The organism is Streptomyces sp. NPDC002032 (assembly GCF_042890765.1).
In the GTDB taxonomy this organism is placed as follows: Bacteria; Actinomycetota; Actinomycetes; order Streptomycetales; family Streptomycetaceae; genus Streptomyces.
Genome location: NZ_JBIASM010000003.1, coordinates 304097 through 327155, shown reverse-complemented (window position 1 = coordinate 327155; position 23059 = coordinate 304097). Strand labels below are relative to the sequence as shown.

The window sequence follows — 23059 nt, the reverse complement described above, 5'->3', positions numbered from 1 at the left end:
GGGTGCGGTTCGCGCGCCGTCCCCGTACGGCCGTGCGATTGTTGCGGCGGGATGAAATCCGCCGGTCGGAGCGTTGGGGGTGGCGGCAGGACAGGACCTACGGGGAGGTACGACGTGACGGCGGCCGGCGGAAAACAGGGCTGGGCCAGGCGGCTGACCGCCTACACCTGGCGGTACAAGGGCAACGTGCTGCTCGCGCTCGGCTCCTCGCTGGGCGGCATGGCCGTCATGGCCCTCGTCCCGCTCGTCACCCGGGTGATCATCGACGACGTCGTCGGGAACAAGACCAAGGACATGGGCCCCTGGGCCGGCCTGTTCATAGGCGCGGCCGTCCTCGTCTACGTCATGACCTACATACGCCGCTACTACGGCGGCCGCCTCGCCCTCGACGTCCAGCACGACCTGCGCACCGACATGTACGCCACCATCGCCCGCCTCGACGGGCGGCGGCAGGACGAACTGTCCACCGGGCAGGTCGTCGGCCGGGCCACCAGCGACCTCCAGCTGATCCAGGGCCTGCTGTTCATGCTCCCCATGACCATCGGGAACTTCCTCCTCTTCGGGATATCCCTCGGCGTCATGCTGTGGCTGTCCCCGCTGCTGACCCTGGTCGCGCTGCTGATGGCCCCCGCGCTCTGGTTCATCGCCAAGCGCAGCCGCAAGAAGCTCTTCCCCGCCACCTGGTACGCCCAGGCGCAGGCGGCCGCCGTCGCCACCGTCGTCGACGGGGCCGTGACGGGCGTCCGCGTCGTCAAGGGGTTCGGGCAGGAGGAGCAGGAGACCGGCAAGCTCCGCGAGGCCGGCCGCAGGCTGTTCGGCGGGCGGATGCGTGCCATCCGGATGAACTCCCGCTACACCCCGGCCCTCCAGGCCGTCCCCGCCCTCGGGCAGGTCGCGATGCTGGCCCTCGGCGGCTGGATGGCCACCCGCGGCCAGGTCACCCTCGGCACCTTCGTCGCCTTCTCCACCTACCTCGCCCAGCTCGTCGGCCCCGTCCGCATGCTCGCCATGGTCCTCACCGTCGCCCAGCAGGCCCGGGCCGGCGCCGAGCGCGTCTTCGAACTCATCGACACCGAACCGGTGATCGCCGAGGGCACCCGGGAGCTGCCGGCCGACGCCCCCGCGACCGTCGAGTTCGACGGCGTCCGCTTCGGCTACGACCCCGAACGGCCCGTCCTCGACGGGTTCTCCCTCACCGTCGCCGAGGGCGAGACCGTCGCCGTCGTCGGCGCGTCCGGCAGCGGCAAGTCCACCGTGGCCCTGCTCCTGCCCCGCTTCTACGACGCCGACCGGGGCGCCGTCCGCGTCGGCGGCCACGACGTCCGCGAGCTGACCTACGACTCGCTGCGCGCCGCCATCGGCCTGGTCCCGGAGGACTCCTTCCTCTTCTCCGACACCATCCGCGCCAACATCGCCTTCGGCCGCCCCGACGCCACCGACGAGGAGATCCGTGCCGCCGCCCGCGCCGCCCAGGCCGAGGGCTTCGTCGAGGCCCTCCCCGCCGGGTACGACACGAAGGTCGGCGAACAGGGCCTGACGCTCTCCGGCGGCCAGCGCCAGCGCATCGCGCTCGCCCGGGCCATCCTCACCGACCCCCGGCTGCTGCTCCTGGACGACGCCACCTCCGCCGTCGACGCCCGCGTCGAGCACGAGATCCACGAGGCGCTGCGGGCCGTCATGGCGGGCCGCACCACCCTCCTGATCGCCCACCGCCGCTCCACCCTCGCGCTGGCCGACCGGATCGCCGTACTCGACCACGGGCGGCTCGCCGACGTCGGCACCCACGAGGAGCTGGAACGCCGCTCGGCCCTGTACCGCAGGCTGCTGACCGACCCCGACGCCCTCGGCGCCGCCTCACCGCGCACCCCCCGGGCACCGGCCATGGCCGAGTTCGAGCGGGACATCGAGCGGGACCTGGAGCTGGAGGCGGAGATCGACTCCGAGCCGGTGAACGCCAAGCGCCGGGTCGCGGACGGGATCACCCCCGAGCTGTGGCGGCGCGAGGAGAGCGGCCGGTCCGCCGCCGCCCACGCCGCCCCCGGCATGCCCGCCACCCCCGAACTCCTCGCACAGGTGGCGGCCCTGCCCCCGGCCGAGGACGATCCCGCCGTGGACGAGACCCGGGCCGCCTCCGCCGAGGAGAGCTACGGCCTGCGCCGGCTGCTCCACGGCTTCTGGGCGCCGCTCGCCGTCAGCCTGGGCCTGGTCACCCTCGACGCGGGCTCCGGACTGCTGCTGCCGGTTCTGATCCGGCACGGCATCGACCAGGGCGTCCAGCAGGCCGCGCTCGGCGCCGTCTGGGCGGCCTCCGCCCTCGCGCTGGTGCTGGTCCTCGGCCAGTGGGCCGCGCAGTTCGCCGAGACCCGGATGACCGGCCGCACCGGCGAACGGGTCCTGTACTCCCTGCGCGTCAAGATCTTCGCCCAGCTCCAGCGCCTCGGCCTGGACTACTACGAGCGCGAGCTCACCGGCAAGATCATGACCCGGATGACCACCGACGTGGACTCCCTGTCCAGCTTCCTGCAGACCGGCCTGGTCACCGCCGTGGTCTCCGTCCTCACCTTCTTCGGCATCCTGATCGCCCTGCTCGTCCTCGACGTCGAACTCGCGCTGATCGTCTTCGCCACCCTGCCGGTGCTGGTCCTCGGCACGATCGTCTTCCGCCGCAAGTCGGTCGCCGCCTACGAACTCGCCCGCGACCGGGTCAGCCTCGTCAACGCCGACCTCCAGGAGTCCGTCGCCGGGCTCCGCCTGGTGCAGGCCTTCCGCCGCGAGTCCCTCGGGGCCCGCCGGTTCGCCGAGCGCAGCGACTCCTACCGCCAGGCCCGGGTGCGCGGCCAGTGGCTGATATCCGTCTACTTCCCCTTCGTGCAGCTGCTGTCCTCCGGCGCGGCCGCCGCCGTGCTGATCGTCGGCGCGGGCCGGGTGGAGGCGGCCACCCTCACCACCGGCGCGCTGGTCGCTTACCTGCTGTACATCGACCTGTTCTTCGCCCCGGTCCAGCAGCTCTCCCAGGTCTTCGACGGCTACCAGCAGGCCACCGTCTCCCTCGGCCGGATCCAGGACCTGCTGCGCGAACCCACCACCACCCCGCGCCCCGCCGACCCCGTTGCGGTGGCGCGCCTGCGCGGCGAGATCGCCTTCGAGGACGTGCGCTTCCAGTACGGCACCGCCGAGGAGCGCGGCGAGAAGGCCGAGGCGCTGGCCGGGATCAGCCTGCGCATACCCGCCGGGCAGACCGTCGCCTTCGTGGGCGAGACCGGCGCCGGCAAGTCCACCCTGGTCAAGATGGTCGCCCGGTTCTACGACCCGACCTCGGGCCGGGTCACCGCCGACGGCGCCGACCTGCGGGAGCTCGACCTGACGGCGTACCGCCACCGCCTCGGCGTCGTCCCCCAGGAGCCGTACCTCTTCCCGGGGACGGTCCGCGACGCCATCGCCTACGGGCGGACCGGCGCGAGCGACGCCGAGGTGGAGGCCGCCGCCCGGGCCGTCGGCGCCCACGACATGATCGCCACCCTCGACGGCGGCTACCTGCACGCCGTCGCCGAGCGCGGCCGCAACCTCTCGGCCGGGCAGCGCCAGCTGATCGCGCTGGCCCGCGCCGAGCTCGTCGACCCGGACGTCCTGCTCCTCGACGAGGCCACCGCGGCCCTGGACCTGGCCACCGAGGCCCAGGTCAACCGGGCCACCGACCGGATCGCGGGCAAGCGCACCACCCTGGTCGTCGCCCACCGGCTGACCACCGCCGCCCGCGCCGACCGGGTGGTGGTCATGGACCGGGGCCGGGTCGTGGAGGACGGCAGCCACCTCGAACTGCTGGCCCGCGGCGGCCGGTACGCCGAGCTGTGGCGGACCTTCGCCGGGGAGGACGAGCCCGCCGCGGCCGCGTGAGGGGCTGCGCTCAGAGCTCGCCGAAGAGCAGGTTGCCGGGGGCGTCCTCGTCGTCCCCGGTGTAGTACTCGCGTACGGCGTCGAGGAGTTCGTCCACCGACAGGTAGCCGTCGTGGTTCTTGTCGATCTTCGCGAAGAGGGCGTCCGCGTCGGCGGGCGCCAGCTTCGTGTCGAAGGCCAGCTGGGCCTTGTGGAACTCCTCGGGGCTGATGTGCCCGTCCCCGTTGGTGTCGACGACCGTCAGGATGGCCTTCATCATCGGCCGGAAGGACTTGTCGTAGGCGGGGCCGCCGTCCTTGTAGAGGCGGGTCATGCCCTCCCGGTACTGCTCGGGCGTGAGCTTCTGGTCCGAGCCGACGCCCAGTTCGGCGAAGAGGTCCACCCAGAAGTCGGTGAGGCCGCGGAAGACGTCGGCCGCCTTGGGGGAGGCGGCGGGCTCGGCGAGCGCGGACAGCAGGCGAGAGCCGAGCGCGATCATGTCCTGCTCGTCGATCACGCCGTTGGAGTCCGCGTCCAGATGCGCGAACGCGCACTCCAGCTTGCGGTCGAGCAGGTCGTTCGTCATGTCGGATGCCCTTCACGGCTCTCGTGGCGACGGTGAGCGTTCGCTCGGCCACCTAGCGTAATGTCCTCGATGATCGCGGATTCCCGCTCTCCCGCCGGGACGTCGTGGATGCACTCGTACGAGGTAGGCCCGGGGGTGGTTGGTACGTGCAACCTTCCGGTGCGCCCGGGCGTCGTACGTCCATGCGTGGTACGTACGACTGATCGGGGGGCGGGGATGGTGTCGCAGGGGCGCGGGGAGCGTGCGGGGCGGGGATGGGCGCGCGGCCGGGGCCGGACGGTGTCCCTCGGGGTGTTCGGAGCGGCGCTCTGGCTCGCCGTGGGCGGGGTGTTCGCGGCCCCTCCCGCGCACGCCGCGCCGGGCGGGTGCGAGGGCAAGCTGGTCAAGGCGCTGCCCTTCATCACCGGCGAGGTACGGGTCTACAAGAGCCGCGACCGCGCCTGCGCGGTGACCGTCGCGCTGCGGGCGGGGGAGCGCCGGCAGATGTCGGTGAGCATTCAGCCGCGTGGCGGCGTCCCGGTGGGCGATGCGGGGCAATTCACCCGGTACGCGGGCCCCGTCTCCGTGGGGGCGATCAACCGATGTGTGTATGTAAAGGGCGCGGTGGCGTCCGGATCCGTCGAGTCCGGCTGGATCCTGTGCTGAGGGTGCGACCCAACTGGGACTGTTCAGGGGCGTGTTGACCCGGCTAGGTTCACGGCGACCACAGTGAACTCAAGGGGAGGGTGAATGCGCAAGACGCTCGGATGGCTGCTGTCGCTCGTGGTGCTGATCGGCACCATGGGTGCGGCCGGCGCCACGGCACAAGCGGCCACCGCCGCGGGGCCCGTCGCCGCCACGGACATCAAGGACCAGATCCTCGGCATTCCGGGGATGAGCCTGATCGAGGAGAAGCCGTACCCGGGGTACCGCTTCTTCGTCCTGAACTACGAGCAGCCGGTCGACCACCGGCAGCCGTGGAAGGGCACCTTCAAGCAGCGTCTGACCCTGCTGCACAAGGACGTCTCCCGGCCCACGGTGTTCTTCACCTCGGGCTACAACGTCAACACCAACCCCCGCCGCAGCGAGCCGACGACCATCGTCGACGGCAACCAGATCTCGCTGGAGTATCGATTCTTCACCCCCTCCCGGCCCGACCCGGCCAACTGGGGGAACCTGGACATCTGGCAGGCCGCCAGCGACCAGCACCGCCTCTTCACCGCGCTGAAGAAGGTCTACCCGAAGAACTGGCTGGCCACGGGCGGCAGCAAGGGCGGCATGACGGCGACGTACTACGAGCGCTACTACCCGCGTGACATGGACGGGGTCGTCGCGTACGTCGCGCCCAACGACGTCGTCAACAAGGAGGACTCGGCCTACGACCGGTTCTTCACCAAGGTCGGCACCAAGGAGTGCCGCGACAAGCTGAACAACGTGCAGCGCGAGGCGCTGATCCGCCGGGCGCCGCTGGAGGCCAAGTACGCGGCGGCCGCCGCCGAGAACGGCTGGACCTTCACCACCGTGGGCAGCCTCGACAAGGCCTTCGAGGCCGTCGTCCTGGACTACTCCTGGGCCTTCTGGCAGTACAGCCTGCTCTCCGACTGCGCCGGCATCCCGACCGCGGCCACCGCGAGCGACCAGGAGATCTGGGACACGGTGGACACCATCTCCGGCTTCTCGGCCTACGCCGACCAGGGACTGGAGACGTACACGCCGTACTACTACCAGGCCGGTACCCAGCTCGGCTCGCCCGACATCAAGCAGCCGCACCTCAAGGGCCTGACCCGCTACGGCTACCAGCCGCCGCGCAACTTCGTGCCCCGCGAGATCCCGATGACCTTCCAGCCGGGGGTCATGGCGGACGTGGACCACTGGGTCCGCACCCAGGCGAACCAGATGCTCTTCGTGTACGGGCAGAACGACCCGTGGGGCGCCGAGCCCTTCCACGTCGGGTACGGCACGCACGACAGCTACGTGATGATCGCGCCGGGCGCCAACCACGGGGCCAACGTCGCCAAGCTCCAGGACGGCGAGCGGGCCCTCGCGACCGCGAAGATCCTCCAGTGGGCCGGGGTCGCCCCCGCCCAGACCGTGTTCGGCAGGGCCCAGGCCGCCGCGCCGCTGGCCGCGCCGGACCCGGTGCTCGACCAGGTCGACCTCAGGCACGAGCCGCAGCTGCGGCCCTAGCCCGCGGGCGCCGCGCGCATCGCCGCGCGGAAGAAGGCCGTTACCGGGCCACGGGCGGGTAGGACAGCCCGTGGCCCAGCGGGTAGCGGCCCGGGACGGGGACCGGGAGGCGTCCGGCGGGCCGCCTCGCACCCGTCAGCACCCGGGCCGCCGCCCGCATCTCCACGTCCGTCCAGCAGTACGTCGCCACCTCGGCCGCACACTCCGGCAGCCGCGCCGGGTCGTACGGATTGCGGATCGCGACCAGCACCACGGGCACGCCCGTCGCGATCAGGTCCGCCACCAGCGCACGCTGCGGACTCTCCCCCTCCGGGACGTTGTACGTGCACACGAGCACCGCCGCGTGCCCCGGCGCCGCCGCCACGGCCCGCTCCGGCGCCAGTGCCGTCGCCCGGCAGCCCAGCGCCGCCAGCTCCCGCGCCAGGACCGCCGTGGGGGGTCCCGTGGTACCCGTGGGGGAGGCCGGATCCGTCCCGGTGACCAGCAGCCGGGGTCCGGCCGCCGCGTCCAGGGGCAGCAGCCCCCGGGGATTGGCCAGCAGCGTCGTCGTGGCCGCCGCGATCTCGTCGGCCGCCTCCAGGTGCGCCGGCGTGCCGACCAGCCCGTCCACCCGCGCGGCCGAGGGGTAGGGGTCCCGGAACAGGCCCCGGCGGGCCTTGAGTTCCAGGATCCGCAGCACCGACTCCTCGATCCGCTGCCGCGTCAGCTCGCCCGACTCCACCGCCGCCAGCACCCCGCGCTGCGCGAGGGCGAGGTCGGGGGCGTTCAACAGCTGGTCGCAGCCCGCCTTGAGGGCCAGGACCGGGACCCGCTCGTCCCCGTACTTCTGCCGTACCCCCGCCATGTCGAGGGCATCGGTGACCACCACGCCCCCGAAGCCCAGGCGTTCGCGCAGGATGCCGGTGACGATCGGCCGCGAGAGGGTGGCCGGGTCCCCCGAGGGATCGAGCGCGGGGAAGACGATGTGCGCCGTCATCACGGCGTCCACGCCCGCCTCCACCACCGCCCGGAACGGCGGCTCGTCCAGCTCCTCCCACCGCGCCCGGCTGTGCCGCATCACCGGCAGCCCGACGTGGCTGTCGGTCTCGGTGTCCCCGTGCCCGGGGAAGTGCTTCGCCGTCGCCGCCACCCCCGCCCCCTGGTACCCGCGCACCTGGGCCGCCGCCAGGGCCGCCACCGCGCGCGGGTCCGAGCCGAAGGACCGTACGCCGATCACCGGATTGGCCGGGTTCACGTTCACGTCGGACACCGGGGCGTAGTCCTGCCGGATGCCCAGCGCCGCCAGCTCGGTGCCCGCCACCCGGGCCGCCCGGCGGGCGTCGGCGGGGGAGCCCCCCGCGCCCAGCGCCATCGCCCCCGGCAGCAGGGTCGCGGGCCCGCCGATCCGGGCGACGGCCCCGTGCTCCTGGTCGACGGAGAGCAGCAGCGGGATCCCGGCGCCCGCGCCGGCCGCCGCCCGCTGGAGGCCGGCCGACAGGGCGGCGATCTGGTGCGGGTCACGGGTGTTGTGGGCCCAGCCGAAGTACACGACCCCGCCCAGGTGGTAGCGGGCGACCACCTCGGCGGCGGTGCGCACCCCGAACTGGGCCAGGTTCAGCTCGGCGTCCGCCGGGTCGGGATCGGTCGCCGAATGCCCGTAGGCCCGGGACACGAACAGCTGCCCCACCTGTTCGGCCGGGCTCATCCGGGCCACCACCGCGCGCAGCCGGGCCCGGTCCGGGTGGTGCCCCGGCGGGCCGCCCGGCGGGCGGGCGTCGTCCGGCGCGGAGCCGTGGGAGCCCACGGCGGCGGAGGCGGCCCCGGCGGCCGTGACGGCGGCCATGGCTGCGGCGGCGAGCAGGGCCCTGCGGGAGGCGTGGTACGGCACCCGCCGGACCCTACTGGCGGCCCGCTCCGGGCGTCCGGGGGACACTCGGGAGGTCCCCCGGAAGGGGGGCCGCGGCGACCCAGTGCTCCTGGAGGGCGCGGACGGCCTCGGTGATCGCCGGGCGGCGGGCCGCCCCGGTCCGCCACAGGGCGTACACCCTGCGTACGGGGCCCGGCTCCAGCGGGACCGCCACCGCCCCCGGGGGCAGCGGGCCCGTCCCCAGCCGGGGCACGACGGCGATCCCGAGCCCGGCCGCGACCAGGGCCACGATGGTGTGGTTCTCCTCGGCCACGTGCGCGATCTCCGGCTCGAACCCGGCCGTCCGCATCGTCCGCACCAGCCAGTCGTGGCAGACCCGGCCGGGCGGCTGGCACACCCACCGCTGACCCCCGAGGTCCGTCCGCCGCACCACCCGCCGGGCGGTGAAGGGATGCCCGGCCGGAACCACCAGATCGCAGGGGTCGTCCCCGATCACCGCCTGCTCCACGCCCTCGGGGGCCGGCAGCGGGGCGATGTCCCAGTCGTGCGCCACCGCCAGATCGGTGACGCCGCGGGCCACCAGGTCCACCGAGAGGTGGGGGTCCACCTCCGTCAGGCGTACGTCGAGCGCGGGATGCCGGCGGGCCAGACCGGCCAGCACCCCCGGCAGCAGGCCGCGCGCCGCCGAGGCGAACGCGGCCACCGTCAGCAGCCCGCTCGGCTGCCCGCGCCGCTCCTCCAGGGTGGTCTCGGCGCGCTCCACGATCGCCAGCAGCTCCCGGGCCGTGTCCGCCAGGTGCCGGGCCTCCTCGGTGAGGGCGACCCCGCGGCCGCGCCGCTCCAGCAGCGTGGTGCGGGTCTCCCGTTCCAGCTTGGCGATCTGCTGCGAGACCGCGGAGGGCGTGTAGCCGAGGGCGGCCGCCGCGGCCGCGACCGAGCCGTGGACGGAGACGGCGTGCAGGGCGCGCAGCCGGGACAGGTCGAGCATGGACCCATCGTAGGGCCGCCGGGCCCCGCCATCCGTAAGCGATGCTTCATCCATCCCGGAAGTGATCCGCGCTGGTGCTACACGGTCGGGGCGCCGATGCTCGGAGCATGCGTCCCGTACACACCGCACTCGCCGTCCTCGTCGCCGCCGTCTGGGGCTTCAACTTCGTCGTCATCGAGATCGGCCTCGGCCACTTCCCGCCGCTGCTGCTGTCCGCCCTGCGCTTCCTCGTCGCCGCACTGCCCGCCGTGTTCTTCGTCGGCCGCCCCAAGGTCGCCTGGAAGTGGATCCTCGGGGTCGGAGCGGCCCTCGGCATCGCCAAGTTCGGGCTGCTGTTCACCGGCATGGCGGCCGGGATGCCGGCCGGGCTGTCCTCCCTGGTGCTCCAGGTCCAGGCCGTCTTCACCGCCCTCCTCGCCGCCGCCGTCCTGCGCGAACGGCCCGGCCGGGTCCGGCTGCTGGGCATGGGGGTCGCCCTGGCGGGGATCGGCCTCGCCGCCGCGGACCGGGGCCTTTCGGGGCCCGTCACCGGCTTCGTCCTGGTCGTCGCGGCCGCCGCCGGCTGGGGGGTGTCCAACGTGCTGACCCGCAGGGCCGCCCCGCCGGACGCCCTCAACTTCATGGTGTGGGTCTGCACCGTCCCCGTGCTGCCGCTGTTCGCCCTCTCGCTGCTGCTGGAAGGGCCCGAACGCGACCTGGCCGCACTGCGCGCCCTCGACTGGTCCGGGGTCGCGGTCATCGTCTACATCGCCTGGGTGTCCACCGTCTTCGGCTTCGGCGCCTGGAGCTACCTGCTGCGCCGCTACCCGGCCTCCTCGGTGGCGCCGTTCTCGCTGCTCGTACCGGTCTTCGGGATGTCCTCGGCCGCCCTGGTGCTCGGCGAGGGCGTCTCCGGACTGCGCTGGCTGGCGGCGCTGCTGCTCGTCGGCGGGGTGGGGCTGACGTCCCTGGCCCCCGCGCGGCCGGCCGGCCGGGGGGCCGCGCCGCTCGGCGGGGCGCAGGGCCCCCGCGCGGTGGCGGCGGTCAGCCCCGCCCCGTGAGGGGGCTGACCGCCGCTTGGTAAGGGGCCGCGCCGCTCCGTGCGGGGCCGCGCCGCCTCGTGCCTACTTCTTGCCGCCGCCCAGGATCTGGCCCAGCAGGTCGCCGAGGCCGCCGGCCCCGGCGGGGGCCGCCCCGGGAGCGGACGCGCCGCCCGCGGTGGCCGCGCCCGCTCCCGCCTTGCCCGCCGCGGCGCGCTTGGCGAAGACGGCCAGGACCACCGGGATCAGCACCTCGATGACCCGGCTGACGGTCGCCGCGGGGATCCCGGTCTTCTTCGCCACGGCGTTGGCCACGGGCTTGCTCACCTTGGCCAGCACCCCGGCCATCATCCCGCCGCCGAGCAGGCCGCCCAGACCGCCGCCGAGCGTGGCCACGCCCTGGAGCGGGGGCTCGGACGCCTCCGCGAACGCCTGGCGGACCTCGGCGCCGTCCTCGTCGTCGGCGGCGGCCTTCTGCTGGAGGTCGCCGGTCATCGCGCCCACGGTCGTCGCGACCGTCTCGCGCGCGCCGTCCGTGTCCGTGCCCAGCAGCCCGGCGATCTCGGTCAGCTTCTCGTCGCCGAGCTCGCCCAGCACCTCGTCCTGGAATGAAGATTCACTCATGCCGGAAACGCTACTTCCGTCCCGATTCACCGGCACCTTGAGTAGGCATTGGGTCACGGAAACGTAAAGCTCCGGTTCCGCGTGCAACCCTGCGGGCCGATGACGGGTCGTACGGTGCGTCGGCACTTCCGGGAGGGGATCCGGGGGGATCGGGAAGTCCGACGAGGGAGGGGTAACCGTGAGGGGGTCCGGCCGGAAGGCCGGACCCCCTTCTGGCTTCCCGTGCACGGCGCCCCGGTCCGGCGGCGTTGTCCACAGGCCCGGGCGGGCTGTCGGCGCCGGACGGTAGCGTCGTGCCATGACAACCAACGGGGCCGTGCAACTGGCGGTGGTCGAGGGGGTGCTGGAGCGCATCACCTACGCCAATGAGGAGAGCGGGTACACCGTCGCCCGGGTCGACACCGGCCGCGGCGCGGGGGACCTGCTGACCGTCGTCGGCTCGCTGCTCGGCGCGCAGCCCGGCGAGTCCCTGCGCATGGAGGGCCGTTGGGGCTCGCACCCCCAGTACGGCAGGCAGTTCAGCGTCGAGAACTACACGACGCTCCTGCCCGCCACCATCCAGGGCATCCGCCGCTACCTCGGCTCCGGCCTCATCAAGGGCATCGGCCCCAAGATCGCCGACCGGATCGTGGAGCACTTCGGCACCGACACGCTCGATGTCATCGAGAGCGAGCCCAAGCGGCTGATCGAGGTCCCCGGCCTCGGTCCCAAGCGGACGAAGATGATCGGCGCCGCCTGGGAGGAACAGAAGGCGATCAAGGAGGTCATGGTCTTCCTCCAGGGAGTCGGCGTCTCCACCTCCATCGCCGTGCGCATCTACAAGAAGTACGGGGACGCCTCCATCTCGGTGGTGAAGAACCAGCCCTACCGGCTCGCCGCCGACGTGTGGGGCATCGGCTTCCTCACCGCCGACCGGATCGCCCAGGCCGTCGGGATCCCGCACGACAGCCCCGAACGGGTCAAGGCCGGACTCCAGTACGCCCTGTCCCAGTCCAGCGACCAGGGCCACTGCTTCCTCCCCGAGGAACGGCTGATCGCCGACGGGGTCAAGCTGCTCCAGGTCGACACCGGCCTCGTCATCGAGTGCCTGGCCGAGCTCGCCGCCGATCCCGAGGGCGTCGTAAGGGAATCCGTGCCCGACCCCCAGGGCGGCCCCGACCCCCTCACCGCCGTGTACCTGGTCCCCTTCCACCGGGCGGAGCTGTCGCTGGCCGGGCAGGTCCGCCGGCTCCTGAACGCCGAGGAGGACCGGATGCCGGCCTTCCGGGACGTGGACTGGGAGAAGGCGCTCGGCTGGCTGGCCGGCCGCACCGGAGCCAGCCTCGCCCCCGAGCAGCGCGACGCCGTCCGGCTCGCCCTCACCCGCCGGGTCGCGGTCCTCACCGGCGGCCCCGGCTGCGGCAAGTCCTTCACCGTGCGCTCCATCGTGGAGCTGGCCCGGGCCAAGAAGGCCAAGGTGGTGCTCGCCGCCCCCACCGGGCGGGCCGCGAAACGGCTCTCGGAGCTGACCGGGGCCGAGGCCTCCACCGTGCACCGGCTCCTCGAACTCAAGCCGGGCGGGGACGCGGCCTACGACCGGGACCGGCCCCTGGACGCCGACCTCGTCGTGGTCGACGAGGCGTCGATGCTGGACCTCCTGCTGGCGAACAAGCTCGTCAAGGCCGTCGCCCCCGGCGCGCACCTGCTGCTCGTGGGCGATGTGGACCAGCTGCCCTCCGTCGGTGCGGGAGAGGTGCTCAGGGACCTGCTGGCCGAGGGCGGCCCGGTCCCCGCCGTCCGGCTGACCAGGATCTTCCGTCAGGCCCAGCAGTCCGGGGTGGTCACCAACGCCCACCGCATCAACACCGGGGTGGCGCCCATCACCGACGGGCTGCCGGACTTCTTCCTGTTCCCCGAGGAGGACACCGAGGCGGCCGGAATCCTCGCCGTGGACGTGGCCGCCCGTCGCATTCCGGCCAGATTCGGGCTGGACCCGCGCCGCGACATCCAGGTGCTGGCGCCCATGCACCGGGGGCCCGCCGGGGCGGGGAACCTCAACGGCCTGCTCCAACAGGCGATCACTCCCGCCCGTCCGGACCTGCCCGAGAAGCGGTTCGGCGGCCGCGTCTTCCGGGTCGGGGACAAGGTCACCCAGATCCGCAACAACTACGAGAAGGGCGCCAACGGCGTCTTCAACGGCACCGTGGGTGTGGTCACCGGCCTCGATCCGGACGAGCAGCGGCTCACCGTCCGCACCGAGGAGGACGAGGAGGTGGCGTACGAGTTCGCCGAGCTCGACGAGCTCGTCCACGCGTACGCCGTCACCATCCACCGTTCCCAGGGGAGTGAATACCCGGCGGTCGTGATCCCCGTCACGACCGGGGCATGGATGATGCTCCAGCGAAATCTGCTCTACACGGCGGTGACCCGCGCTAAGAAACTGGTCGTGCTCGTCGGGTCGCGGAAGGCGCTCGGCCAGGCGGTGCGCACTGTTTCCGCAGGCAGGAGGTACACAGCGGTCGCCGCTCGGCTCTCCGGGCGCATACCGGTGGGAAACATCACCTAGATGATCGATCATTTGGGCTATCCGCAGGGGTGCCGAGGGGGCAGGATGAGCAGCTTGGAGGCACTCAGTGCCGTCAAAAACACCAAACCCCGACCCCGAGTGCACTCACCTGTGCCAAATGGGGGAAGGTAGAGGCAGTCAGGGCACCTCGAAGAAGAGGCACTACGTCGGTGAGGGATGACGTGAGCGACAACTCTGTAGTACTCCGGTACGCGGACGGTGAATACACCTACCCGGTGGTCGAGAGCACCGTCGGTGACCAGGGCTTCGACATCTCGAAGCTGAGGGCCCAGACCGGGCTCGTCACTCTGGACAGCGGCTACGGAAACACCGCCGCCTACAAGTCCGCGATTACCTACCTCGACGGCGAGCAGGGCATCCTGCGCTACCGCGGTTACCCGATCGAGCAGCTGGCGGAGCGCTCGACCTTCATCGAGGTCGCCTACCTGCTGATCAACGGTGAGCTGCCGACCGTCGACCAGCTCGCGTCCTTCCGCAACGAAATCACCCAGCACACGCTGCTGCACGAGGACGTGAAGCGCTTCTACGACGGCTTCCCGCGGGACGCGCACCCGATGGCGATGCTGTCCTCCGTGGTCAGCGCGCTGTCGACGTTCTACCAGGACAGCCACAACCCGTTCGACGAGAAGCAGCGCCACCTCTCGACGATCCGGCTGCTGGCCAAGCTCCCGACGATCGCGGCGTACGCGTACAAGAAGTCGGTCGGCCACCCGGTGGTCTACCCGCGCAACGACCTCGGCTACGTCGAGAACTTCCTGCGCATGACCTTCTCCGTGCCGGCCCAGGAGTACGACCTGGACCCGGTCGTGGTCTCCGCGCTGGACAAGCTGCTCATCCTGCACGCGGACCACGAGCAGAACTGCTCGACCTCCACCGTGCGCCTGGTCGGCTCCTCGCAGGCGAACATGTTCGCCTCGATCTCCGCCGGCATCTCCGCCCTGTGGGGCCCGCTGCACGGCGGCGCCAACCAGTCCGTCCTCGAGATGCTGGAAGGCATCAAGAACGACGGCGGCGACGTCGACGCCTTCATCCGCAAGGTGAAGAACAAGGAGGACGGCGTCCGCCTGATGGGCTTCGGGCACCGCGTCTACAAGAGCTTCGACCCCCGGGCGAAGATCATCAAGGCGGCGGCGCACGATGTCCTCTCGGCGCTCGGCAAGAGCGACGAGCTGCTGGACATCGCGCTCAAGCTGGAGGAGCACGCGCTGGCCGACGAGTACTTCGTCGAGCGCAACCTCTACCCGAACGTGGACTTCTATACCGGCCTGATCTACCGGGCCATGGGCTTCCCGACCGAGATGTTCACCGTGCTCTTCGCGCTCGGCCGGCTCCCCGGCTGGATCGCCCAGTGGCACGAGATGATCAAGGAGCCCGGCTCCCGCATCGGCCGCCCGCGCCAGATCTACACCGGCGAGGTCCTGCGCGACTTCGTCCCCGTCGAGGCCCGCTAGCGGCGAGCCCCCACGGCTGAGCGTACGAAAAGCGCCCCGCCGTCGATCCCCCCACGGGTCGACGGTCGGGGCGCTTTCCTTTCCCCAGCAGCGGATTCCCCCCACGGGACCCGCGCCGGGGCGTCGGTGTGTGCCGGGACCCGTTCGGGTCGGGAGGGCCGCTCAAAGCTTCCCGAGGGCACGCGTCCCGGCCGGCAGATGCCAAGGACGTCCCCCAGGACCTCCATCGAACGTCCCCCAAGACGTTTTCGGCATCGCCCCATTAGACCCGTGCCGACCCCGGATGGTTACGTTGCGATCACTGTGATCTGCGTCTCCAGTGAAGGAAATGTGGAGGGCCCGGGGAGGAGATCCACTAGCGGAAGGACCGCAGCCGCAGGCTGTTGGTCACCACGAAGACCGAGGAGAAGGCCATCGCGGCCCCCGCGATCATCGGGTTGAGCAGACCGGCGGCCGCGAGCGGCAGGGCCGCCACGTTGTAGCCGAAGGCCCAGAAGAGGTTGCCCTTGATGGTGGCGAGCGTCCGGCGGGAGAGCCGGATCGCGTCCGCCGCCACCCGCAGGTCGCCCCGTACGAGGGTCAGGTCCGCGGCCTCGATGGCGGCGTCGGTGCCGGTGCCCAGGGCGAGTCCCAGGTCGGCCTGGGCCAGCGCCGCCGCGTCGTTGACGCCGTCGCCCACCATCGCGACCGTACGGCCCTCGGCCTGGAGCCGGCGGACCACGTCCACCTTGCCCTCCGGCAGGACGCCGGCGACCACCCGTTCGATGCCCACCTCGCGGGCCACCGCAGCGGCCACCGCCTCGTTGTCCCCGGTCAGCAGGATCGGGGTGAGGCCGAGCCGGCGCAGCCGGGTCACGGCCTCGGCGCTGGTCTCCTTGACCGCGTCGGCCACGGTCAGCACCCCGCGCGCCTCCCCGTCCCAGGCGACCAGGACGGCCGTGCCGCCCGCGGCCTCGGCGGCGGCCCGGGCGGCGGCGAGCCCGGCGGGCAGGCTGACGCCCCGGTCGGCCAGCAGCCGCTCGCGCCCCACGAGGACGGCGTGCCCCTCGACGGTGCCCTCGACGCCCAGACCGCCGTGGTTGCGGAAACCCGTCACCGGCGCGAGGCCGCCGGCGCCGTCCGTGGCCCCGGCGGCCCCGGCGGCGACGGCCCGGGCGATCGGATGCTCGGAGGCGTGTTCCAGGGACCCGGCCAGGCGCAGCAGTTCGTGCCCGTCGACGCCCTCGGCGGGGTGGGCACCGGTGTACCTCATCAGGCCGGTGGTGACCGTTCCGGTCTTGTCCAGGACGACCGTGTCCACCCGCCGGGTGGACTCCAGCACCTCGGGTCCCTTGATCAGGATGCCGAGCTGGGCGCCCCGCCCGGTGCCGACCATCAGCGCGGTCGGGGTGGCCAGGCCCAGGGCGCAGGGGCAGGCGATGATCAGGACGGCCACGGCGGCGGTGAAGGCGGCGGTGGGGTCGTCGGTGATGAGCAGCCAGGTGACCCAGGTGCCGAGCGCGAGGAGCAGCACGACCGGCACGAAGACGCCGGAGACGCGGTCGGCGAGCCGCTGCACCTCGGCCTTGCCGTTCTGCGCGTCCTCGACCAGCCGGGCCATCCGGGCGAGCTGGGTGTCGGCCCCGATCCGGGTGGCCTCCACGACGAGCCGGCCGGAGGCGTTGACCGTGGCGCCGGTGACGGGGTCGCCGACGTCCTTCTCCACGGGCACGGACTCCCCGGTGAGCATGGAGGCGTCCACGGCGGAGGAGCCCTCGATGACGGTGCCGTCCGTGGCGATCTTCTCGCCGGGCCGGACCACGAACCGGTCGCCGACGGCCAGCGTGCCCACCGGCACGCGCACCTCTCGGCCCCCGCGCAGGACGGCCACGTCCTTGGCGCCCAGTTCCAGCAGGGCCCGGAGGGCCGCGCCCGCCTTCCGCTTGGAGCGGGCCTCCAGGTAGCGGCCGAGCAGGATGAAGGCGATGACTCCGGCCGCGACTTCCAGGTAGAGGCCGGAGGAGCCGTCGGCGCGCGAGACGGTGATGTCGAAGCCGTGCCGCATGCCGGGCATGCCCGCGTCCCCGAAGAACAGGGCCCACACCGACCAGGTGAACGCGGCCAGGGTGCCCACCGACACCAGGGTGTCCATGGTGGCGGCGCCGTGCCGGGCGTTGGTCCAGGCGGCCTTGTGGAAGGGGAACCCGCCCCAGACGACGACGGGCGCGGCCAGCGTCAGCGAGAGCCACTGCCAGTTGTCGAACTGCAGGGCCGGGATCATCGAGAGCAGGACGACGGGCAGGGCGAGCGCGGCGGAGACGAGCAGCCGCTGCCGCAGCGCGGCGAGCTCGGGATCGCGTACGGCGGCCACCGCGGGGCCGGCCTGCGGCTCCGCTCCGGCCGGCGGCGGGGGCGGGGGCGGCGCGGGCTCCTCGGCGGTGTACCCGGTCTTGACGACGGTCGCGATCAGGTCGGCGACCCGCACGTCCCCGGCGTAGGAGACGTGGGCCTTCTCGGTGGCGTAGTTCACCGTGGCCTCGACGCCGTCCATCCGGTTGAGCTTCTTCTCGATCCGGGCGGCGCAGGAGGCGCAGGTCATCCCGCCGATCGAGAGCTCGACCGCCGCTATGGGCCCGTCGTGGACTGTGCTGGTCATCTTTCCGGCTCCATGGGAATGGCCGGCCCGTACGGAACCAGTATGAGCTGGCCGGTACGGACCGGCTGGGCACTGCGAAGGGGGAGGGGGCTCAGACCCGGCCGGCGAGCTCGTAGCCCGCCTCGTCCACGGCGGCGCGGACGTCGGCCTCGGCGAGCGGGGCGGCGGAGACCACGGTGACCTCGCCGGTGGCGGCGACGGCCTTGACCGAGCTCACGCCGGGCAGGGCGGTCAGCTCGGCGGTCACGGCGCCCTCGCAGTGCCCGCAGGTCATTCCCGTGACCTTGTACACGGCGGTGGTCTGGGTGTCCGTCTCGGCGGTCATGTCGTTCTCCTTCTCGCGGGTGTCTCTCTGCTCCCAGATTATACCCCTAGGGGGTATTGAGCGACCATCTGGCGCGATGTGGCGGGATCCCGGTGACCGGCGCGGCGGGCGCGGGCGATGGACAAGATCCCCTCAACCCCAGTAAATGGCATACATGTCACATACCGGGACGCTCATCCTCATCATGGCGGTCGCGGTGCTCGCACCCCTCCTCGCGTACGGAGTGGCGCGCTGGCTTCCCGTGCCACTGGTGATCTTCGAGATCCTGCTGGGCATCCTCGTCGGGCCGGACGTCCTCGGCTGGGCGGGTTCCGGCGAGGTGATCGACGTACTGAGCGAGCTCGGTCTCGCCATGCTCATCTTCCTCGCCGGGTACGAGATCAAGTTCGCCGAGGTCCGGGGCGACACCCTCAGGCGGTCCGTGTGGGCCTGGCTGGCCGCCCTCGCGCTCGGGCTCGTCCTCGGCACCCTGCTCGCCCGCGGCGGCGGCTTCGACCAGGGCGTCTACATCGGCACCGCGCTCACCAGCACCGCCCTCGGGACCGTCCTGCCGGTGCTGCGCGACGCGGGGGACCTGGGGAGCCGGTTCGGGACCGTGATGATGGCGGTGGGCTCCGTCGGCGAGTTCGGCCCGATCATCGCGATGGCCCTGCTGCTCAGCGGCCGCGCGCCGGCCCGCTCGGCGGCGCTGCTCGCCGCCTTCGCGGTGCTGACCGGGCTGGCGGTCTTCTGGGCGCTGCGCCCCAAGCCGCCCTGGTTCTCGGAGGTCATCGCCAAGACCCTGCACAGCAGCGCCCAGTTCGCGGTACGGCTGGTCGTGCTGATGCTGGTGGCGATGCTGGGGCTGGCCCAGGCGCTGGGGCTCGACGTCCTGCTGGGCGCCTTCGCGGCCGGGCTGATCACCCGGCTGGTCCTGACCGGGGCGGCGCCCGAGAGCAGCGACGCCGTACTGGCGAAGGTGGAGGCCATCGGCTTCGGCTTCCTCGTCCCGCTGTTCTTCGTGGTCACCGGGATCGAGTTCGACCTCGCCGCCCTGCTGGCCGGCGGCCGGACGCTGCTGATGCTGCCCGTCTTCCTGCTGCTGTTCCTGTGCGTGCGCGGACTGCCCATCTGGCTGCTGGCCCCCCCGCGACCTGGTGGGGCCGGACCGGACGGCGCTGGTGCTGTTCGGTTCGACCGCGCTGCCGCTGGTGGTGGCCATCACCACGCTCGGGGTGGAGGACGGGCAGGTCCAGCCGGGGGAGGCGGCGGCCCTGGTGGGCGCCGCGATGGTGTCGGTCCTCGTCTTCCCGCTGCTCGCGCTGCGGCTGCGGGCCCGCGCGGGCGCCGGGCGGCCCCGTGCGGCGCGGCCCGGGGCCGAGCCCTGGTGAGGGGGCGGACCGGGCGGCCGGGGCGCGGCGGCCCCGGGCCCGGCGGCCGGGCTCCTCAGTCCTCGCGCCGCCCGCGGTTGCCGGGGCGGCGGGCCACCCAGGTGCGGATGGTGTCGGCGTACCAGTAGGGCTTGCCGCCCTCCACGTGGTCCGGGGCGGGGAGCAGCCCGTGCTTGCGGTACGAGCGCACGGTGTCCGGCTGGACCCGGATGTGGGCGGCGATCTCCTTGTACGACCACAGCGTTCGGTCGCTCATGCACGACACCTCCTGGTCCACGCCGCGGGGCCGGCCGGGAGGCCGTCGGGGGAGCCGGCGCGTGGACAGTGACGATCACTCGGGTTGTGCCCGGAGAACGACGCTCGGTGAGGGCAGGGGAGTGCCTGTCGAACGGCTGTGACGGAAAACCCGCGTAATGGGGACATGCGTGACAGGAGGGGGACACCCGTGACAGAAGGGCCACACGAACCCCCCTGCCACACGCGCCCCCTGTCACACCGGCCCGGGCCACACGCGCCCCCTGTCACACCGGCCCGGCCACACCGGCCCCTGTCGCACGGCCCCCGTCACGGGCGGCGCGGTCAGCGCGCGTACAGCTCCGGCCGCTCCACCAGCCGCACCGGGGTCCGCGCCCCGCCGTGGGCGGCCACCAGCCCCGCCTCGGAGACGGCGGCGGCCGCGTACCCGTCCCAGACGTCGGGTCCCGCCACCCGCCCCCGCGCCGCCGCGGCCACCCACTGCCGGAGCTGGCGGTCGTAGGCGTCGGCGAACCGGGTCGTGTAGTCCTGGACGATCTCCCCGCCCCACCGGCCCCCCGACTCGACGACCATCGCGTGCCCGTCCCCGATGCGGGCGCTGCCCGACTCGCCGACCGCCTCGCAGCGCACCTGGTAGCCGGACCCGCAGTTCACGAAGATCTCCACGTCGACGATCGCGCCGCCCGAGGTCTCCAGCAGCACCAGACGCGGATCGCCCAGCCCCGCCGGCGCGGCCGAGGAGGGCGTGGGAGCGAGCACCGTCACGGCGGTGACCTCCTGGCCCAGCAGCCAGCGAGCCGCGTCCACCTCGTGCACCACCGAGTCGGTGATCAGCATGTCGGCGGTGAAGAACGACGGCGAGGCCGCGTTGCGGTGGCGGCAGTGCAGGAAGAGCGGCCGGCCGATCCCGCCCGCGTCCAGCAGCTCCTTGAGCCGTTCGTACTCGGGGTCGAATCGCCGCATGAACCCCACCTGCACCAGCCGCCGCCCCAGGCGCAGCTCCGCCTCCATGATCCGCAGGGCCCCCGCCGGATCCGGGGTCAGCGGCTTCTCGCACAGCACCGCGAGCCCCCGCTCCAGGGCGAGCAGGACCGCCTCCTCGTGGGCCGGTCCGGGGGAGGCGATCAGTACGGCCTCCACCCCGGGAGCCGCTATGGCGGCGGCCGGATCCGTGTACCCGCCCGCGCCGTCCAGCCCCGCCGTGACCTCCTTGACCCGGTCCCCGTCCGGGTCGGCCACGGCCACCACCCGTGCCCCGCCCACCGTCGTGCCGATGCGCCGGACGTGGTCGGAGCCCATCCTCCCGGTGCCGATCACCGCGATGCCGAGGGTGCCGCTCATGTGTGTCTCCTCCAGGGGGTCAACGGGCGCCGCAGGAGCGCAGGTAGGACCGCGTGCGCCGGGCGATGGGCAGCGGCCGGTCGGGCGGGCAGGGGTACATGTCCTGCTCCACGATCGCGAACAGGTCCACCCCGAGCCGCTGCGCCGCCGCCAGTACGGGCTCCAGCGCGGGTACCCCGGACGGCGGCTCGCACATCACCCCGCGCGCCACGGCCGGTCCGAAGGGCAGCTGCCCGGCCCTCACTTCGGCGAGGATCCGCGGGTCCACCTGCTTGAGGTGGAGGTAGCCGATCCGCTCGCCGAAGGTCTCGATCGCGCTCACGCTGTCCCCGCCGCAGTACGCGTAGTGCCCGGTGTCCAGGCACAGCGAGACCAGCTCCGGATCGGTGGCGTCCAGCAGGCGCGCCACGTTCGCGGGGGTGTCGACGTGCGTGTCGGCGTGCGGGTGGACCACGATCCGCAGCCCGTACCGCTCCCGCACCTCCCGGCCCAGCCGCTCGGTCTGGGAGGCCAGTTCACGCCATTGCCCGGGGGTCAGCTCCCGGTCCTCCAGCACCTCGCCGGTCTTGTCGTCGCGCCAGAAGGACGGGATGACCACCAGGTGCTCCGCGCCCATGTCGCGGGTGAGCGCGGCGATCCGCGACACGTGCTCCCAGGTCTGCTCCCAGACGGCGGGCCCGTGATGGAGTCCGGTGAAGACGGTCCCGGCGGACACCTTCAGCCCGCGCCGGGCGGTCTCGTCGGCGAGCCGGGCCGGATCGGTGGGCAGGTAGCCGTAGGGGCCGAGTTCGATCCACTCGTACCCGGCGTCGGCGACCTCGTCGAGGAAGCGCTCCCACGGGGTCTGGCCGGGATCCTCCGGAAACCAGACACCCCAGGAGTCCGGAGCCGAACCGACGCGGATACGGGTCAACGGGGAGGGGGAGGAGGTCATGACGGCCACCTTAGGGTGCGAGGTCCGGGCCCACGGGGAAGAAGGATGGGACCGGAGCGAGGAGAGGAAGAAGTGACGGAAGCGACGGGAGTGACAGAAGCGTCAGGTGCGCCGGCCAGAGAAGGCGACGGGCCCGTGTTCGACCTGATCACGATGGGACGGATCGGGGTGGATCTCTACCCGCTGAAGACCGGTGTACCGCTCGGCGAGGCCGACACCTTCGGCCGGTTCCTCGGCGGCTCCCCCTCCAACGTGGCCGTCGCCGCCGCCCGGCTGGGCCGCCGCACCGCCGTGATCACCCGTACCGGGGCGGACCCCTTCGGCGCCTACCTACGGGCCGAGCTGCGCGGATTCGGCGTCGACGACCGGTGGGTGGGCGAGGTGTCCCGCTACCCGACGCCCGTCACCTTCTGCGAGATCTTCCCGCCGGACCGCTTCCCGCTCTACTTCTACCGGTTCCCCAAGGCCCCCGACCTGGAGATCGAACCCGACGAGGTGGACCGGGAGGCGGTGCGCGCCGCGCGGGTCTTCTGGATGACGGGCACCGGGCTCAGCGCCGAGCCGAGCCGCAGCGCCACCCTCGGCGCACTGGAGGCCCGCTCGAAGTCCGGTACGACCGTCTTCGACCTGGACTGGCGGCCGATGCTGTGGGACGGACCCCCGCAGCCCTGGTACGACAAGGCCCTCGCCCTCGCCACGGTCGCCGTCGGCAACACCGAGGAGTGCGCGGTCGCCACGGGCGAGAGCGAGCCGTACGCCGCCGCGCGGGCGCTGCTCGCCGCCGGGGTGGAACTGGCCGTCGTCAAACGCGGACCGCGGGGCGTGCTGGCCGTGCACCGCGACGGACGCGCGGTGGAAGTGGCGCCGATGCCGGTGACGGTGGTCAACGGGCTCGGCGCCGGAGACGCCTTCGGCGGCGCCCTGTGCCACGGGCTGCTGGCCGGCTGGGACCTGGAACGGGTGCTGCGCCACGCGAATGCGGCCGGCGCGATCGTGGCCTCCCGGCTGGCGTGTTCGACCGCGATGCCGTTCGCCGACGAGGTGGAGGAGGTGCTGGACCGTGCCGGTGGTCTCTGAGAC

16 protein-coding genes and 1 pseudogene are annotated in these 23059 nt (G+C 72.9%); 8 read left to right on the top strand and 9 right to left on the bottom strand.

The window, feature by feature from the left end:
- The first annotated feature begins 114 nt into the window (after positions 1-114).
- A complete protein-coding gene (locus ACFYYT_RS09590; RefSeq protein ID WP_388607330.1) occupies positions 115-3894 on the top strand; it encodes an ABC transporter ATP-binding protein in 3780 nt (1259 codons plus the stop codon).
- Between the two features lie 10 nt (positions 3895-3904).
- Here the strand turns inward: ACFYYT_RS09590 and ACFYYT_RS09585 are convergent, their stop codons facing one another.
- Positions 3905-4459 carry an EF-hand domain-containing protein gene (locus tag ACFYYT_RS09585; RefSeq protein WP_351823469.1) on the bottom strand — a complete coding sequence of 185 codons (555 nt, stop codon included), beginning with the start codon at positions 4457-4459 and terminating at the stop codon, positions 3905-3907.
- 279 nt (positions 4460-4738) lie between these two features.
- On the opposite strand from ACFYYT_RS09585, the gene ACFYYT_RS09580 reads away from it, so the two are divergent.
- Positions 4739-5104 (top strand): hypothetical protein, encoded by a 366-nt coding sequence (locus ACFYYT_RS09580; protein ID WP_351823466.1) that lies wholly within the window; start codon positions 4739-4741, stop codon positions 5102-5104.
- Between the two features lie 84 nt (positions 5105-5188).
- A complete protein-coding gene (locus tag ACFYYT_RS09575) occupies positions 5189-6625 on the top strand; it encodes an aminopeptidase (RefSeq protein ID WP_351823464.1) in 1437 nt (478 codons plus the stop codon).
- Between the two features lie 40 nt (positions 6626-6665).
- Here the strand turns inward: ACFYYT_RS09575 and ACFYYT_RS09570 are convergent, their stop codons facing one another.
- Complete coding sequence (locus ACFYYT_RS09570; protein WP_351823562.1) at positions 6666-8447, bottom strand: glycoside hydrolase family 3 N-terminal domain-containing protein; 1782 nt, start codon at positions 8445-8447, stop codon at positions 6666-6668.
- 55 nt (positions 8448-8502) lie between these two features.
- Positions 8503-9459: a LysR substrate-binding domain-containing protein gene (locus ACFYYT_RS09565; RefSeq protein WP_351823461.1), complete on the bottom strand. Its 957-nt coding sequence runs from the start codon at positions 9457-9459 to the stop codon at positions 8503-8505.
- Between the two features lie 107 nt (positions 9460-9566).
- Here ACFYYT_RS09565 and ACFYYT_RS09560 point away from each other — a divergent pair, with 107 nt between their 5' ends.
- Positions 9567-10499 carry an EamA family transporter gene (locus ACFYYT_RS09560; RefSeq protein WP_351823458.1) on the top strand — a complete coding sequence of 311 codons (933 nt, stop codon included), beginning with the start codon at positions 9567-9569 and terminating at the stop codon, positions 10497-10499.
- A 63-nt stretch (positions 10500-10562) separates the two neighbouring features.
- Here the strand turns inward: ACFYYT_RS09560 and ACFYYT_RS09555 are convergent, their stop codons facing one another.
- Complete coding sequence (locus ACFYYT_RS09555) at positions 10563-11102, bottom strand: DUF937 domain-containing protein (protein WP_351823455.1); 540 nt, start codon at positions 11100-11102, stop codon at positions 10563-10565.
- A 298-nt stretch (positions 11103-11400) separates the two neighbouring features.
- Here ACFYYT_RS09555 and ACFYYT_RS09550 point away from each other — a divergent pair, with 298 nt between their 5' ends.
- Positions 11401-13647: an ATP-dependent RecD-like DNA helicase gene (locus tag ACFYYT_RS09550; protein ID WP_351823452.1), complete on the top strand. Its 2247-nt coding sequence runs from the start codon at positions 11401-11403 to the stop codon at positions 13645-13647.
- 182 nt (positions 13648-13829) lie between these two features.
- Positions 13830-15119: a citrate synthase gene (locus tag ACFYYT_RS09545; protein WP_048479416.1), complete on the top strand. Its 1290-nt coding sequence runs from the start codon at positions 13830-13832 to the stop codon at positions 15117-15119.
- A gap of 355 nt (positions 15120-15474) precedes the next feature.
- On the opposite strand, the gene ACFYYT_RS09540 is transcribed toward ACFYYT_RS09545, so the two are convergent.
- Positions 15475-17754: a heavy metal translocating P-type ATPase gene (locus tag ACFYYT_RS09540; RefSeq protein WP_351823449.1), complete on the bottom strand. Its 2280-nt coding sequence runs from the start codon at positions 17752-17754 to the stop codon at positions 15475-15477.
- Between the two features lie 91 nt (positions 17755-17845).
- Positions 17846-18079 (bottom strand): heavy-metal-associated domain-containing protein, encoded by a 234-nt coding sequence (locus ACFYYT_RS09535; protein ID WP_351823446.1) that lies wholly within the window; start codon positions 18077-18079, stop codon positions 17846-17848.
- Between the two features lie 154 nt (positions 18080-18233).
- On the opposite strand from ACFYYT_RS09535, the pseudogene ACFYYT_RS09530 reads away from it, so the two are divergent.
- A pseudogene (locus ACFYYT_RS09530) lies at positions 18234-19449 on the top strand (cation:proton antiporter).
- Positions 19450-19504: 55 nt separating this feature from the next.
- Here the strand turns inward: ACFYYT_RS09530 and ACFYYT_RS09525 are convergent.
- The 3 genes from ACFYYT_RS09525 to ACFYYT_RS09515 form a co-directional block, all read right to left on the bottom strand.
- Positions 19505-19705, bottom strand: a complete 201-nt coding sequence (locus ACFYYT_RS09525) for a MerR family transcriptional regulator (RefSeq protein WP_266577242.1) — start codon at positions 19703-19705, stop codon at positions 19505-19507.
- A gap of 323 nt (positions 19706-20028) precedes the next feature.
- Positions 20029-21045 (bottom strand): Gfo/Idh/MocA family oxidoreductase, encoded by a 1017-nt coding sequence (locus tag ACFYYT_RS09520; protein ID WP_351830257.1) that lies wholly within the window; start codon positions 21043-21045, stop codon positions 20029-20031.
- Positions 21046-21064: 19 nt separating this feature from the next.
- A complete protein-coding gene (locus ACFYYT_RS09515; RefSeq protein WP_351830254.1) occupies positions 21065-21979 on the bottom strand; it encodes a sugar phosphate isomerase/epimerase in 915 nt (304 codons plus the stop codon).
- A gap of 135 nt (positions 21980-22114) precedes the next feature.
- Here ACFYYT_RS09515 and iolC point away from each other — a divergent pair, with 135 nt between their 5' ends.
- Complete coding sequence (gene iolC, locus ACFYYT_RS09510; RefSeq protein ID WP_351830251.1) at positions 22115-23056, top strand: 5-dehydro-2-deoxygluconokinase; 942 nt, start codon at positions 22115-22117, stop codon at positions 23054-23056.
- Positions 23057-23059: the final 3 nt, after the last annotated feature.

Bases quoted from the DNA above. Each gene is read 5' to 3' on its own strand.
- ACFYYT_RS09570 (WP_351823562.1), bottom strand. From the start codon at position 8,447: ATGGCCGCCGTCACGGCCGCCGGGGCCGCCTCCGCCGCCGTGGGCTCC.
- ACFYYT_RS09520 (WP_351830257.1), bottom strand. From the start codon at position 21,045: ATGAGCGGCACCCTCGGCATCGCGGTGATCGGCACCGGGAGGATGGGC.
- ACFYYT_RS09550 (WP_351823452.1), top strand. From the start codon at position 11,401: ATGACAACCAACGGGGCCGTGCAACTGGCGGTGGTCGAGGGGGTGCTG.
- ACFYYT_RS09565 (WP_351823461.1), bottom strand. From the start codon at position 9,459: ATGCTCGACCTGTCCCGGCTGCGCGCCCTGCACGCCGTCTCCGTCCAC.
- ACFYYT_RS09575 (WP_351823464.1), top strand. From the start codon at position 5,189: ATGCGCAAGACGCTCGGATGGCTGCTGTCGCTCGTGGTGCTGATCGGC.
- ACFYYT_RS09525 (WP_266577242.1), bottom strand. From the start codon at position 19,705: ATGAGCGACCGAACGCTGTGGTCGTACAAGGAGATCGCCGCCCACATC.
- ACFYYT_RS09585 (WP_351823469.1), bottom strand. From the start codon at position 4,459: ATGACGAACGACCTGCTCGACCGCAAGCTGGAGTGCGCGTTCGCGCAT.
- ACFYYT_RS09560 (WP_351823458.1), top strand. From the start codon at position 9,567: ATGCGTCCCGTACACACCGCACTCGCCGTCCTCGTCGCCGCCGTCTGG.
- ACFYYT_RS09535 (WP_351823446.1), bottom strand. From the start codon at position 18,079: ATGACCGCCGAGACGGACACCCAGACCACCGCCGTGTACAAGGTCACG.
- ACFYYT_RS09515 (WP_351830254.1), bottom strand. From the start codon at position 21,979: ATGACCTCCTCCCCCTCCCCGTTGACCCGTATCCGCGTCGGTTCGGCT.
- ACFYYT_RS09540 (WP_351823449.1), bottom strand. From the start codon at position 17,754: ATGACCAGCACAGTCCACGACGGGCCCATAGCGGCGGTCGAGCTCTCG.
- ACFYYT_RS09555 (WP_351823455.1), bottom strand. From the start codon at position 11,102: ATGAGTGAATCTTCATTCCAGGACGAGGTGCTGGGCGAGCTCGGCGAC.